This window comes from Microbispora amethystogenes (genome assembly GCF_016863015.1).
In the GTDB taxonomy this organism is placed as follows: Bacteria; Actinomycetota; Actinomycetes; order Streptosporangiales; family Streptosporangiaceae; genus Microbispora; species Microbispora amethystogenes.
The window spans coordinates 22,059-36,166 of the sequence record NZ_BOOB01000006.1; the positions used below are offsets into that span (position 1 = coordinate 22,059).

Genomic DNA, 14,108 nt, shown 5'->3' on the forward strand with positions numbered 1-14,108 from the left:
ACACCGGTTGTTACCGGTCACTCCCATTCGATGGTGCCCGGCGGCTTGCTCGTCACGTCGAGCACCACGCGGTTGACCTCGCGCACCTCGTTGGTGATCCGGGTGGAGATCCGGGCCAGCACGTCGTACGGCACCCGCGACCAGTCGGCGGTCATCGCGTCCTCGGAGGTCACCGGGCGCAGAACGACCGGATGGCCGTAGGTGCGGCCGTCGCCCTGCACGCCGACCGAGCGGACGTCGGCCAGCAGCACGACCGGGCACTGCCAGATGTCGCGGTCGAGACCGGCGCGGGTCAGCTCCTCGCGGGCGATGGCGTCGGCCTCGCGCAGCAGGTCGAGGCGCTCGCGGGTGACCTCGCCGATGATCCGGATACCGAGGCCGGGCCCGGGGAACGGCTGACGCCAGACCATCGCCGGGGGCAGGCCGAGCTCCTCGCCGGCCCGCCGCACCTCGTCCTTGAACAGCGTGCGCAACGGCTCCACGAGCTGGAACTTGAGGTCGTCGGGGAGCCCGCCGACGTTGTGGTGGGACTTGATGTTGGCGGTGCCGGTGCCGCCGCCCGACTCGACGACGTCCGGATAGAGGGTGCCCTGGACGAGGAAGTCGACCGGCCCGTCGGCGATGATGGCGCGGGCCTCGTCCTCGAAGACCCGGATGAACTCCCGGCCGATGATCTTGCGCTTCTCCTCGGGGTCGGTCACGCCCGACAGCGCCTTGAGGAAGCGCTCGGAGGCGTCCACGACCCGCAGCTTCACACCGGTGACCTCGACGAAGTCGCGCTCGACCTGCTCGGCCTCGCCCTTGCGCAGCAGGCCGTGGTCGACGAAGACGCAGGTCAGTCGGTCACCAATGGCCCGCTGGACGATCGCTGCGGCCACGGCGGAGTCGACGCCGCCCGACAGCCCGCAGATCGCCCGGCCGTCGCCCACCTGCGCGCGCACGGCCTCGACGGCGTCTTCGACGATGTTGAGCATGGTCCACGAGGGGCGGCAGCCGGCCGCCTCCAGGAAGTGCCTGAGCACCTGCTGCCCGTGCTCGGAGTGCAGCACCTCAGGATGGAACTGCACGCCGTACAGGCCGCGGGAGGAGTCCTCCATCGCGGCGACCGGGGTGGCGGAGGTGGCGGCGGTGACGGAGAACCCGGCCGGGGCGCCGACCACCGAGTCGCCGTGCGACATCCAGACGGTCTGCGCGACGGGCAGCCCGGCGAACAGCAGGCCCTCCTGCAGGACCTTGAGCGAGGTCCCGCCGAACTCGGCGGTGCCGGTCTTGGCGACCTCACCCCCGAGGGCTCTGGCCATGGCCTGGAAGCCGTAGCAGATGCCGAAGGTCGGCACCCCGGTCTCGAACAGGCCGTCCGGCACGGGCGGGGCACCCTCGGCGTACACCGACGACGGGCCGCCGGACAGGATGATCGCCTTGGGCTTCCTCTCCAGCATCTCGGAGACCGGCATCGTCGACGGGACGATCTCGGAGTAGACGTGGCACTCACGCACCCGTCGCGCGATCAGCTGCGCGTACTGCGCGCCGAAGTCCACGACGAGGACGGTGTCGAAGTCGGACACTGGAAGGGACCCCCAGGAAGGATGCGAGGCGGTGACGCCAGTCTATCGGCGCGGTGACGCGCCCCGCCCGCGCCCGCCCACCCCAGCCGCGCCCCCCGCTCACGCCCACCCCACCGCGGCGACCGCCATCCACGCCCGCCACGCGCGCCGGGCGGCGGCATGCGGCGGAGAGGCCGGTCAGGACGTGCCGCCGCCCGGGGCCGCGCAGCCGTGGGCGACACCGCCGTGGGTGACGCCGGCGATCGGCAGGTGGAGCGCGCCGGGCGCGGCGGCGGGCACCACCGGCCTGACCGGCCGCACCGGCGTGACCCGCCGGTACGGCGAGCCGGGGGCCGGGCGCGGGTCGGGCTCGCCCTTGTTGGGCCACAGCGCCATCGCCCGCTCGGCCTGGGCCGTGATCGTCAGGGAGGGGTTCACGCCGAGGTTGGCCGAGACGGCGGAGCCGTCCACGACGTGCAGGCCCTCGTACCCGTAGACGCGGTGATAGGGGTCGATCACCCCGGTCTCGGGCGAGTCGCCGATCGCGCAGCCGCCGAGGAAGTGCGCGGTCGCCGGGATGTCGAAGAGATCGAGCCAGGAGCCGCCCGGCAGGCCGCCGATCTCCTCGGCCGCGAGGCGCACGGCCCGGTGCCCGGCGGGGATCCAGGTGGGGTTGGGCTCGCCGTGGCCGGGGCCCGCCCTGAGCCTGCCGCCCCTGAGCGAGAGCGTGATCGAGTTGTCCTTGGCCTGCATGACGAGGGCGATGACCGCGCGCTCCGACCACCTGCGGTGGTTGAACAGCCGGAGCAGCAGGTGCGGGCGGCGCAGCGCCGCTCCGAGGAACCTCAGCCAGCGCGGCGCCCGTCCGCCGCCGTCGACCAGCAGCGTGCGCAGCAGGCCCATCGCGTTGGAGCCGTCGCCGTACCGGACCGGCTCGATGTGGGTCTCGGCGTCGGGGTGGATCGAGGAGGTGATCGCCACGCCCCGGTTGAGCTTCACGCCCTTGGTGTCCGGCCGCTCGAACCCGAGCAACGCCTCGGAGTTCGTCCTGGTCAGCGCGCCGAGCCGGGGCGAGACGCGCGGCAGCGTGGTCGCCCTGAGCCGGTGCAGCAGGTGCTGCGTGCCGTACGTCCCGGCGGCGAAGACCACCTGCGCGGCGGTCAGGGTGCGGGTGCGCCCGAACGGCCCGGTGCGCCGCACCGTGATCGCGTAGCCGCCCTCGACCGGGCGCACACCGGTCACGGTGGTCTCCGGGCGGACCCTCGCCCCCGCCTTCTCGGCCAGGTGGAGGTAGTTCTTGGTCAGCATGTTCTTGGCGCCGTGGCGGCAGCCGGTCATGCACTCGCCGCACTCGACGCAGCCGCGGCGGCGCGGCCCCACGCCGCCGAAGTAGGGATCGTCGACCTCGGCCCCGGGTTCGCCGAAGAACACTCCGACCGGAGCGAGGCGGAAGGTGTGGCCGACGCCCATCCGCTCGGCAACCTTCTTCATCACCTCGTCGGCGGCGGTGACGGTCGGGTTCTCCACCACGCCGAGCATCCGCCTGGCCTGGTCGTAGTACGGCCCGAGCTCGGCCTTCCAGTCGGTGATGTGCGCCCACTGGGGATCGCGGAAGAACGGGTCGAGCGGCTCGTAGAGCGTGTTGGCGTAGACCAGCGAGCCGCCGCCGACCCCGGCGCCGGCCAGCACCATCACGCCGTTCGTCCCGCGCAGGACGTGGATGCGCTGGATGCCCCTGAGCCCGAGCGCGGGTGCCCACAGGAAGTCCCTGACCCGCCAGGAGGTCTTCGGCAGGGTCGTCTCGTCGAACCTCCGGCCGGCCTCCAGGACGCCGACCGAGTAGCCCTTCTCGCTGAGCCGCAGCGCGGCCACGCTCCCGCCGAACCCCGACCCGATCACCACGACGTCGTAGTCCAACGCCCCGCCCTTTCTCGCTTATCCTGCCTTTCTCACTTGAGGTGCAGGCGCTTCATGGTCTTGAGCAGCCCGGCGAGCGTGTCGGCGTACCTCTCGTAGGTCATGCCGAGGATCGGCTCGAAGCCCAGCCAGGTGGCCTGGCTGGCCACCGTCTGCACCTCGGTGTACTTCAGCAGGCCCTCCGAGCCGTGGCGGCGGCCGAGGCCGGACGACTTCATCCCGCCCATCGGCGCGTCATAGGAGGCGTACGCCGAGGCGTACCCCTCGTTGATGTTGACGGTGCCCGCCTTGATCCGGGCCGCGAGGCGGCGGCCCCGCGCGACGTCCCTGGTCCAGACCGAGGCGTTCAACCCGTACGCCGTGTCGTTGGCCGCCTGGACCGCCTCGTCCTCGTCCCTGAAGCGGTAGAGCGACACGACCGGCCCGAACGTCTCGTCCCGGCAGACCGCCATGTCCTCGGTGACGCCCTCCAGGATCGTCGGCTCGTAGAACAGCGGGCCGAGGTCGGGGCGGGGCCGGCCGCCGGTCAGCACGGTCGCGCCCTTGGCGACCGCGTCGGCGACGTGCGCCGAGACCGCGTCGACCTGCCGCCGGTGGGTGAGCGAACCCATCTGGACGTCCCAGTCGAGGCCGGCGCCGATCCTCATGTTCCCCGCCGCACGGACGAACTTGTCGCGGAAGGGGTCGGCGACCGACTCGTGCACGTAGAGCCGCTCCATCGAGATGCACAGCTGCCCGGCGTTGGTGAAGCAGGCCCTGATCGCGCCCTGGGCGGCCACGTCGAGGTCGGCGTCGTCCAGCACGATCATCGGGTTCTTGCCGCCGAGTTCGAGCGAGCAGCCGACGAGCCTCCTGGCCGCCTCCTCGGCGATCTTCCGCCCGCCGCGCGTCGAGCCGGTGAACGCGACGTAGTCCGCGCCGTCCAGCAACGGATCGCCGACGTCCTCGGGGTCGCCCAGCACGACCTGCCAGATGTCGCGCGGCATGCCCAGCTCGGCCAGCAGGTCGATGGTCCACAGCGCGGACAGCGGCGTCTGCGTGTCCGGCTTGTGGACGACGGCGTTGCCCGCGATCAGCGCGGGGACGACGTCGGTCACCCCCAGGGCCAGGGGGTAGTTCCACGGGCTGATCACCGCGACCACGCCCTTGGGGTGCCGCACCTCGGCCGCGCGCGTGGCGATCGGGAAGATGCCCTGCCTGCCCTGCGGCTCCAGCAGGCCGGGCGCGCGCCGCGCGAAGTAGAGCGCGCAGCCCGCCACGTCGAGAAGCTCCTCGTACGCGTGCCGGCGCGCCTTCCCGGTCTCCCACTGCACGACGTCGAGCAGCTCCCGGCGGCGGTCGAGGATCACGTCGTGGAGCCGCACGAAGGGCTTCACCCGCTCACGGACCGGCAGCGCCGCCCACGCCTCCTGCGCCGCCCGGGCCCTGTCGTACGCCGCGCGGACGTCCTCGGGCGTGGAGATCGGAACCTCGGCGAGAAGCTCGCCGGTGAAGGGCGCGAAGATCTCCCTCGTCTTGCCCTCAGAGGAGACGTGCGTGAGAATCCGCTCGACCATGGCCGCGTCGAGCAGCCGGTTCATGGCACCCATGCCGGAAGAATATTCCGGAGCATCGCCTGTGGCTACCGGTAGGTAATGACCCAAAAGCCACAAGCCCTAGGCGTCCAGCACCTTGCGGAGTTGCTCGCCGAACTCGGCGGGGTGGGTGCTGAGCCCGGTGTGCCCGCCGGGGAAGTGGACGAGCGGCGTGCCGAACCGCTCGGCCAGGAAGGCGGCGGGGCGGTAGGGAAGCTCGCCGACCGAGTCGGCCCCGGCCGCGAGCACCAGCCGGTCCGACAGGGCCCGCAGGCGGTCCACGTCCGGGGTGTAGGCCATGAAGCTCGGCACGATGCGCCCGAGGAAGTAGGGCATGTCCCCCATCGTCCGCTCGACCCGGGCCGCCGCCTCCGGAGGCAGCTCAGCGGTCTTCGGGGCAGCGGAGGCGGCGGCGTCGGCGGGGGTGTCCGCGGGGCCGGCGGGCGCGTCGGCGTGGGCGGGTGCGGCTGATGCAGCGGGGGTGTTCGCGGCGTCAGCGGGGGCGGCCCCGGGGCCGACGGGTGCGGCGCGGTCGGCGGGGGCGCCTGCGGCTGCGCCGGCGTCGACGGATGCGGCGGGGGTTGCGGGGGTTGCGGAGCCGGGCCGCCTCAGGCCGGCCGCGAACACCGCGGCCGCGGGCATCAGCCCCTCCCGGTGGAACGTGTCCCGCACGCGGGCGAGCAGCGCCCGGTGCTCGGCGGCGTCCGGCAGCACCTCCACCACCGGAGGCTCGTGCGCCACGACGCGGTCGATCCGCTCGGGACGGGTGGTCAGCAGGTGCAGCGCGACGATCGCGCCGGAGCTGCAGCCGGCCACGCGGGCGGGCGCGTCCGGAGACAGCAACTCCAGCAGCCGCAACGCGTCGTCGGCGTGCTGGGCGACCCGCTGCTCGGCCTCCGGGTCGTCGAGCGGGCTGCGGGACAGGCCGCGCGGGTCGTAGGCCACGACCGTGTAGCCGTTCGACAGGTCGTCGGCGACGCCGTCGAAGGAGGCCGCGCCGCCCGTGCCACCGGGGATCAGCAGCAGGAGCGGGCCCTCGCCGCGCACCTCGTAGTGCAGGGTCGCCCCGTCCACGCGCAGGCGGCCGATGGTCGGGCTGGTCATGCGGAATCTCCTTCGTCGTGTCCGGGCCGGTGGCCCCGGGGGTCGGCGGACAGCGCGGGCAGTGGTGGGGAGGGCCGATGGTCAGGAAGGCCGGGGGATCGGGAAAGCCGGTGGTCAGGAGGGGGGCCAGTTCGTCAGAAGGGTGTGCAGGGCGTCGAGACCGCGCACCCAGGAGTCCTCCGCCGGGCGGCTGTGCGCGAACCCGCCCGCCGCCTCCAGGCTGGTGAAGCCGTGGAACGTGCTGCGCAGCAGCCGGACCGCGTCGGTCAGGTCGGGTTCGTCCAGCGCGTAGGCCCGCAGCATGCTGTAGGTCAGCTCGACGGCGCGTCGCGGGCCGGAGGCCCGGGCCACGAGTTCCGGATCGATCTGGACAGGGGTCTGCGTCGCCGCGTAGCGGCCCGGGTGGTCGCGGGCGTACTCCCGCCAGGCGTTCGCGTACGCCACCAGCGCGTCCTTGCCGGCCCGCCCGGCGATCGCCTCCGCGATGCGGGTGGTCTTCTCGTCCGCCGCGAGCAGCGCGATCCGCCCGCGCAGGTCCTCCAGGCCGCGGACGTGCGCGTAGAGGCTGGCGTCCTTCACCCCGAGGCGTCGCGCCACGGCCGACATGGTCACGTGCTCGAGCCCGACCTCGTCCGCCAGTTCGGCGCCGGTGAGCGTCACCCGGTCGGCCGTCAGCCCGGCCCGTGCCATACGCACCCATCCTTATTAACCTAGGTTTTTACCTAATAGTCCTAGATCATAGCTTGGACGCCAAGCCGCGGGAAGCGGTTCCGGCCCGTCGAACCGAGGCCGGGCGTGATCCGTCATGGGGGCATGAGGACATCGATCCGTACGGCGGGCGTGCTCGCCGCCCTGCTCGCGGCGGGAGCCACGGGCTGCGCGGGCGGCCGTACGACGCAGGACGCCCCGCCGTCTCCGGTGGACCTGACCGGGAAGATCCGGCTCGTCTCGTACACGGACTGCGCGGAGATGACGGAAGGGCTGCGGCGGGCCGCCGCGCGGAACGTGACGCCCTGGGGGTTCGGCGACGCGATGCTCTTCGCGGCCCGCGAGGACGCGGGCGGGGCAAAGCAGGCGGCGCCCGAGCAGCCGTTCTCCACCACGAACACGCACGAGGCGGGCGTGGACGAGCCTGACCTGGTCAAGACCGACGGCGACCGGGTGATCACGGTCTCCGGGGGCGTGCTGCGCGTCGTGGACGCGAGAACCCGGCGGGTCACCGGGACGCTGCGGCTCGTCGCCGACGACCAGTGGTGGGCCGAGGCCGATCTGCTGGTCCACGGCGACCGCACACTCGTGCTGTTCCAGGGCGGGGTGATCCCGTTCGGGGCGAGGGCCTCGGCCCGGGTCGGCCCCGGCGGCCCGAGGTACGTGCTCGTGGACCTCTCCGGCGAGCCGCGCGTCCTCGGCGCGATGACCGCGCACGGGCAGCACGTCGACGCCCGGCAGTCCGGCTCCACGGTGCGGCTCGTCGTCCGGTCCCAGCCGGACGTCGCCCTCCCGGCACCGAAGGAGGGCGCGTCGGAGCGGGAGATGCTCGACGCCAACCGGCGGGCCGTGCTGGCCGCCCCCGCCGACGCGTGGCTGCCGTCGTACGAGATCGAGACGGGCGGCGGGACCGGCGGCGCGGGCCGCACCGAGCGGGTCGGGTGTGACCAGGTCAGCCACCCCGACAGCTTCACCGGCACCTCGATGCTGACCGTCCACACGATCGACCTGGCCGCCGCCGCGCCGTTCGGTTCTGCGTCACCGATCGCGGTCGCGGCCGACGGCGACACGGTGTACGGCACGGCGGGCAGCCTCTACGTCACCAGCAATCCGCAATGGTGGACGGCCCGCCCCATCGACGTGGTGCCCGTCCCGGAAAGCTCGGGACCGGAGACCCCTGGGCCGGAAAGCTCGACGCCCGCGCCCACGCCGACGGCGCCGCCCGAGCGCACGGAGGTGCACCGCTTCGACGTCTCCGGCCCCGGCGCGCCGCGTTACGTCACCTCGGGATCGGTGCCCGGACGGCTGCTGAACCAGTACTCCCTGTCGGAGTACGACGGCCATCTGCGGGTGGCGACGACCAGCGGCGCCGAGGTGTTCGGTGCGAGCCCGAGCACGAGCGAGAGCGGCGTGTACGTACTCGACGCCGCCACGCTCGCCCCGACCGGCTCGGTGACGGGTCTCGGCAGGGGCGAGCGGATCTACTCGGTGCGGTTCACCGGCGGTCTCGGCTACGTGGTGACCTTCCGCCAGACCGACCCCCTGTACGCGCTGGACCTGCGCGATCCGGCCGCGCCGAAGGTGACCGGCGAGCTGAAGATCACCGGTTTCTCCGCCTATCTCCACCCGGCGGGCGAGGGACGGCTCATCGGCATCGGCCAGGAGGCGAGCGAGGCGGGCCGGGCGCTCGGCACCCAGATCTCGCTGTTCGACGTCACCGACCCGGCCGCGCCCGCCGTGCTGTCGCGGTTCCACCGGAAGGACTCCGGCTCGGAGGCCGAGTGGGACCCGCACGCCTTCCTCTACTGGCCCGCCACCGGGCTGGCCGTGCTCCCGCTGCAGAGCTGGGCCGACGGCGAGGTCACGGAGAGCGCCGCCCTCGCACTGCGGGTCGGCGACCGGGAGATCACCAAGCTGGGCGTCGTGACCCACCCGAAGCCCGCCGCGAAGAAGGGCTTCGCCCCCGACGGCCAGGGCATCCGCCGTTCCCTCGTCATCGGCGGCGACCTGTGGACCCTCTCCGGCGCCGGCCTCAAGGTCAGCGACGCCACCACCCTGGCCGACCAGGCGTGGATCCCCTTCGCCTGACGACGCACCTGTCACTGAAATACGGTCAAGCGAAACCGTATTTCAGTGACAGGACGATCACTCTTGGTAGCCAAACCGGGACACATCTTCGAGCGGGACTGGGAGTGGGAGGCGCTGACCTCCTTCGCGACCGGCACCCAGGCGGAGGTGGCCTTCGGCGTCGTCAGCGGCCGCCGCAGGCAGGGGAAGACCTTCCTGCTCAGGAACCTGGCCGAGGCTCTCGGTGGTTTCTACTTCGAGGCTACGGAAGGCACGGAGATCGAGCTGCTCCGCCTGTTCGGCACGGCCTTGGCCAGACACACCGGCTCTTCGGTGGGTTACCCGTTCGCGGACTGGCGCGACGCGCTCACCTTCTTCTTCTCGCTGGCCGAAGGCGGCCCGAGGCCGCTGATCATCGACGAGTTCCCGTATCTGATGAAGGCCAACCCGGCTCTGCCCTCCCTGCTCAAGCAGGAGATCGACCTGCGTGGCCGCACGCACGGAGGCACGAGCAACGCACGGGTGCTGATCTGCGGCTCCGCGCTGCCGGTCATGGGCAGGATCCTCTCCGGACAGGCGCCGCTGCGGGGCCGGGCCCGCCTGGAGCTCGTGATCCAGTCGCTGCCCTACCGGGACGCCGCGGCGTTCTGGGACGTGCCGGACGACCCGCGCCTGGCAGCGATGCTTCACGCGGTCGTCGGCGGCACCCCGGCCTACCGGGACGAGTTCGTGCAGGGCGACCGGCCGGAGTCGGTCGAGGACTTCGACCGATGGGTGGTCCGTACGGTCCTCGACCGCAGGACGTCCATCTTCCGGGAAGGCCGCTACCTGCTGGCGGAAGAGCCCGATATCCGCGACCCCGCCCTCTACCACTCCGTTCTCTCCGCGGTCGCGGCGGGGAACAACACCTGGGGCGGCATCGCCGGCCACATCGGGTACAGGTCCTCCGACATCGCCCACCCGCTCAACGTCCTGGAGGGCTGCGGGCTGCTGGTCAGGGAGAAGGACGCCTTCCGGTCGGGACGGACGCGGTACCGCATCGCGGAGCCGCTCATCACCTTCTACCAGGCGATCATGCGTCCGGAGTGGTCGGACCTCGGCCTCGGTCTCGCCGAGGAGGTCTGGCGGCGCTCCCGTCAGCGTTTCCTGTCGAAGGTGATGGGGCCGCACTTCGAGACGCTCTGCCGGGAGTACGCGTTGCGCCACGGCCGGGAGCACTTCGGCGAGGGCGGCATCGGCGAGGTCGCGGCCGGCACGGTGGCCGACCCGGTGGCCAGGACCCAGATCGACGTGGATGTGGCCGTCCTCGGCCCCGCCTATCCCGGCGAGCCCCGGACTGTCCGGTCCCTGGGTGAGGCCAAGTGGGACAAGCTCATGGGCGTGCGCCACCTGGAGCGCCTTCGCCGCGCCCGCGACCTGCTGTCGGCGAAGGGCTACGAGACCTCCGGAACCGTGCTGGCCTGCTACAGCGGAGCCGGTTTCGACGACGACCTCCGGGCCGAGGCCGCGCGGGACCCCGCCGTCCTCCTCGTGGACCTGCCCGCGCTGTACGGGCGGGACTGACCGGCGAGGCCGGGCGTGGATCCCCTTCGCGTGAGAGGGGTCAGTTCGCGTTGCCGGGGGCCTTCGCTAGATCACGCGGAGGGGCGACGGGGACGATCTCCGGCGCGCCGAGGCGGATCGCGTCGGCCTCCTGGTCGGTGTCCTGCTCCTGGGAGGCACGCTCCGCCTCCACCCGCTTGGTGTAGTACTCGACCTCCCGCTTGACCTGGTCGGCGTCCCAGCCGAGCGGGCCGGCCATGAGCTCGGCGGCCTCCTGGGCGACGGCGGTCCCCCGATGGAAGGTCTCGATCGAGATGCGGGTGCGCCGGGTCAGCGCGTCGTTGAGGTGCCCGGCGCCCTCGTGCGTCGCGGCGTACACGATCTCCGCGCGCAGGTAGTCGTCGGCGCCGTCGAGCGGCCGGCCCAGCGAGGGGTCCTTCTCGACGAGCGCCAGCACCTCGTCGATCAGCGAGCCGTACCGCTCCAGCAGGTGCTCGATCCGGGCCACGTGCAGCCCCGAGGACCGCGCCAGGCGGTGGCGGGAGTTCCACAGGGCCTGGTAGCCCTCCGCCCCGACGAGCGGCACCTGGTCGGTGCACGACGGCGGGACGCGCTGGTCGAGCCCGTGCGCGACCGCGTCCACGGCGTCGGCCGCCATGACGCGGTACGTCGTGAACTTGCCGCCCGCCACCATGACGAGCCCGGCCACGGGGTGGGTGACGACGTGCTCGCGCGAGAGCTTGCTGGTCTCCTCGGACTCCCCCGCCAGCAGCGGGCGCAGCCCGGCGTACACGCCCTCGACGTCGTCCCTGGTGAGCGGCACCGAGAGGACCGAGTTGACCCGGTCGAGCAGATAGTCGATGTCCGCGCGGGAGGCCGCCGGGTGGGCCTTGTCGAGCGTCCAGCGGGTGTCGGTGGTTCCGAGGATCCAGTGCCGGCCCCACGGGATGACGAACAGCACGGACTTCTCCGTACGCATGATCAGCCCGCTGAGCGAGTGGATGCGGTCGCGCGGCACCACGAGGTGGATGCCTTTGGACGCGCGCACGTGGATCTGCCCCCGGCCGCCGACGAGCTGCTGGATGTCGTCGGTCCAGACGCCGGTGGCGTTGACGACCTGGCGGGCGCGCACGTCGAACTCCGCGCCCGTCTCCAGGTCGCACACGCGCACCCCGGTGACCCGCTCCCCCTCGCGCAGGAACCCCACGGCCTGCACCCGCGAGGCGACGTGCGCGCCGTACGTCGCGGCGGTGCGCAGGGTCGTCATCACGAAGCGGGCGTCGTCGACCTGGGCGTCCCAGTACTGCACGGCCCCGGTGAACGCCGACCTGCGCAGCGAGGGGGCGACCCGCAGCGCCTGGCGCCGGGTCAGGTGACGGTGCCCCGGCACCCCCCGGGTGAGGCCGTAGGAGAGCCCCAGCGTGTCGTACAGGACGAGCCCCGCCCCGATGTACGGCCGCTCCCAGCCCTGGTGCGTGAGCGGGAACAGGAACGGCACTGGCTTGACCAGGTGTGGCGCGATCCGCCTCAGCAGCAGGGAACGTTCCCTCAGCGCCTCTCTGACCAGGTCGAAGTTGAGCTGCTCGAGATAGCGCAGCCCGCCGTGGATCAGCTTGGAGGACCGCGACGACGTGCCGGAGGCGAAGTCGCGCGCCTCCACCAGCCCCACCGAGAGCCCGCGGGTCGCGGCGTCGAGCGCGACGCCCGCGCCGACCACCCCGCCGCCGATCACGACCACGTCGAGCTCCTGCGCCGCCATCCGCTCCATAGCGGTGGCCCGTTCCTCCGGGCCCAGCCGCGCCGTCCCCATCCTCGCCGTCATAGGGCTCCCTCTGTACGCCCTTCGCCTCTGCCGTGGTAAATCTACCCGCGGGTAGGTACCCCGGAATCCCCCTATGTCCCCGCTTTCTGAATGATCTACGGAGAAGTCAGGGGGTGATCCTGCGGCGGCGGAAGCCGGCGACGATCTCCCGCACCGCCCGGCCGTGCCCGGCTGACCACGGCTGAGCACGGCCGGCCCGCGTGACACCCCGCGCGGCGGGCACGGGCCGTACGCGGAAGGATGGGCGGCATGAGCGCGACTCTCTCCGATGCCCGCATCGTCACTCCCGACGGCGTCCACGACGGCTGGCTCACCATCGAGGACGGCAGGATCACCCACATCGGGCGCGGGCAGGCGCCTCGCGACGGACACGACCTGGGCGGGCGCACGGTCGTCCCCGGCTTCGTGGACATCCACTCCCATGGGGGCGCGGGCGGGAGCTTCCCGGACGGCGACCCGGAGACCGCCGCCGAGGTCGCCGCCTTCCATCTGGGCCATGGCTCGACCACCCTCGTGGCCAGCCTGGTCACCGCGGCGCCCGGCACGCTCGCGCGGGCCGCGTCGGTGCTCGCCGACCTGTGCGAGCAGGGTCTCATCGCCGGCGTCCACTTCGAGGGGCCGTACATCGCGAGGTCGCGCTGCGGCGCGCACGAACCCACGCTGCTGCGCGCGCCCGACGTGGCGGAGTTCCGGGCGCTGGTGAAGGCCGGGCGGGGCCACGTCCGGATGCTGACGATCGCGCCCGAACTGCCGGACGCGCTCGACGTGATCAGGGAGGCCGCCGCCGAAGGGGTCGTCGCCGCCCTGGGGCACAGCGACGCGACCTACGAGCAGACGCTCGACGGCATCGAGGCGGGCGCGACCGTGGCGACCCACCTCTACAACGCCTTGCCGCCGCTCGGCCACCGCGCGCCGGGGCCGGTCGCGGCGCTGCTGCAGGACGAGCGGGTGACGGTCGAACTGATCAACGACGGGGTCCACGTGCACCCGGCCATGCTGCGCCTGGCCATGGACGCCGCGGGCGCGGACCGGACGGCGCTGATCACCGACGCGATGGCGGCGGCGGGCATGGGCGACGGGCGCTATCCGCTCGGCCCGATGACCGTGGACGTGAAGGACGGCGTGGCCCGCCTCGCCGAGGGAGGCGCGATCGCCGGCAGCACGCTCACCATGGACGCGGCGTTCCGCCGTACGGTGCGGGAGGTCGGGCGCTCGCTCGTGGACGCCGCCAGGATGGCCTCCCTCACCCCCGCCCGGGTCCTCGGTCTGGACGGCGAGACCGGCTCGATCACGGTCGGCAGGTACGCCGACCTCGTCGTGCTCGACGAGGACCTGGGCGTCGCGGGCGTGATGAAGCGCGGCGCCTGGGTCCGCCGTCCTTGATCGCTGTTCTGAGAAGCCGGGAGCCGGGCCCTGCGGCCCGGCCCTCCTGGCGACGGGTCAGCGCTGCGGCGGGGCGACGACGACCTCGACGCGCTGGAACTCCTTGAGGTCGGAGTAACCGGCCGTGGCCATCGTCCGGCGCAGCGCGCCGAGCAGGTTCATCGAGCCGTCGGCCAGCGACGACGGGCCGTGCAGGATCTCCCGCAGCGTGCCGATCGTGCCGAACTCGACCCGCTTGCCGCGCGGAAGCTCGGGGTGGTGGGCCTCCGAACCCCAGTGGAAGCCGCGGCCGGGGGCCTCGCTGGCCCGGGCGAGCGGGGAGCCCACCATCACGGCGTCGGCGCCGCAGGCGATGGCCTTGGCGATGTCGCCGGAGCCGCCCATGCCGCCGTCGGCGATGACGTGGACGTACCGGCCGCCCGACTCGTCCATGTAGTCGCGGCGGGG

Annotated in this window: 10 protein-coding genes; 3 read left to right on the top strand and 7 right to left on the bottom strand. The window is 72.8% G+C overall.

All coding sequences use genetic code 11. From position 1 onward, the window contains the following. Positions 1–17 precede the first annotated feature (17 nt). The 5 genes from guaA to Mam01_RS04620 all read right to left on the bottom strand — a co-directional run bounded on the left by guaA (position 18) and on the right by Mam01_RS04620 (position 6,829). A complete protein-coding gene (gene guaA, locus Mam01_RS04600; RefSeq protein ID WP_150930748.1) occupies positions 18–1,565 on the bottom strand; it encodes a glutamine-hydrolyzing GMP synthase in 1,548 nt (515 codons plus the stop codon). A gap of 177 nt (positions 1,566–1,742) precedes the next feature. Further along, positions 1,743–3,461 (bottom strand): FAD-dependent oxidoreductase, encoded by a 1,719-nt coding sequence (locus Mam01_RS04605; protein ID WP_204284237.1) that lies wholly within the window; start codon positions 3,459–3,461, stop codon positions 1,743–1,745. Positions 3,462–3,493: 32 nt separating this feature from the next. Beyond that, a complete protein-coding gene (locus Mam01_RS04610) occupies positions 3,494–5,050 on the bottom strand; it encodes a succinic semialdehyde dehydrogenase (protein ID WP_204284238.1) in 1,557 nt (518 codons plus the stop codon). A 66-nt stretch (positions 5,051–5,116) separates the two neighbouring features. After that, positions 5,117–6,139: an alpha/beta fold hydrolase gene (locus Mam01_RS36350; RefSeq protein ID WP_239101041.1), complete on the bottom strand. Its 1,023-nt coding sequence runs from the start codon at positions 6,137–6,139 to the stop codon at positions 5,117–5,119. Positions 6,140–6,253: 114 nt separating this feature from the next. Continuing rightward, the gene (locus Mam01_RS04620; RefSeq protein ID WP_204284243.1) at positions 6,254–6,829 is read right to left on the bottom strand and encodes a TetR/AcrR family transcriptional regulator; all 576 of its coding nucleotides are present in this window, start codon (positions 6,827–6,829) and stop codon (positions 6,254–6,256) included. 123 nt (positions 6,830–6,952) lie between these two features. Here Mam01_RS04620 and Mam01_RS04625 point away from each other — a divergent pair, with 123 nt between their 5' ends. Together Mam01_RS04625 and Mam01_RS04630 are read left to right on the top strand one after the other, a co-directional pair. Further along, on the top strand, positions 6,953–8,935 hold the full coding sequence (locus tag Mam01_RS04625) for a beta-propeller domain-containing protein (protein ID WP_204284239.1): 1,983 nt from the start codon (positions 6,953–6,955) through the stop codon (positions 8,933–8,935). A gap of 63 nt (positions 8,936–8,998) precedes the next feature. Further along, positions 8,999–10,477, top strand: coding sequence for an AAA family ATPase (locus Mam01_RS04630; protein WP_204284240.1), 1,479 nt, complete (start codon positions 8,999–9,001; stop codon positions 10,475–10,477). Positions 10,478–10,517: 40 nt separating this feature from the next. Here Mam01_RS04630 and Mam01_RS04635 read toward each other — a convergent pair whose 3' ends face one another. Beyond that, positions 10,518–12,278: a glycerol-3-phosphate dehydrogenase/oxidase gene (locus tag Mam01_RS04635; RefSeq protein WP_150930760.1), complete on the bottom strand. Its 1,761-nt coding sequence runs from the start codon at positions 12,276–12,278 to the stop codon at positions 10,518–10,520. Positions 12,279–12,527: 249 nt separating this feature from the next. Between Mam01_RS04635 and nagA the strand changes: the two genes are divergently transcribed. Beyond that, complete coding sequence (gene nagA / locus Mam01_RS04640; protein ID WP_204284241.1) at positions 12,528–13,661, top strand: N-acetylglucosamine-6-phosphate deacetylase; 1,134 nt, start codon at positions 12,528–12,530, stop codon at positions 13,659–13,661. Positions 13,662–13,718: 57 nt separating this feature from the next. Here nagA and Mam01_RS04645 read toward each other — a convergent pair. Continuing rightward, a partial coding sequence (locus Mam01_RS04645; protein ID WP_204284242.1) for an IMP dehydrogenase occupies positions 13,719–14,108 on the bottom strand: 390 nt, incomplete at its 5' end.

Bases quoted from the DNA above. Each gene is read 5' to 3' on its own strand.
- Mam01_RS04610 (WP_204284238.1), bottom strand. From the start codon at position 5,050: ATGGGTGCCATGAACCGGCTGCTCGACGCGGCCATGGTCGAGCGGATT.
- Mam01_RS36350 (WP_239101041.1), bottom strand. From the start codon at position 6,139: ATGACCAGCCCGACCATCGGCCGCCTGCGCGTGGACGGGGCGACCCTG.
- Mam01_RS04620 (WP_204284243.1), bottom strand. From the start codon at position 6,829: ATGGCACGGGCCGGGCTGACGGCCGACCGGGTGACGCTCACCGGCGCC.
- Mam01_RS04625 (WP_204284239.1), top strand. From the start codon at position 6,953: ATGAGGACATCGATCCGTACGGCGGGCGTGCTCGCCGCCCTGCTCGCG.
- Mam01_RS04635 (WP_150930760.1), bottom strand. From the start codon at position 12,278: ATGACGGCGAGGATGGGGACGGCGCGGCTGGGCCCGGAGGAACGGGCC.
- nagA (WP_204284241.1), top strand. From the start codon at position 12,528: ATGAGCGCGACTCTCTCCGATGCCCGCATCGTCACTCCCGACGGCGTC.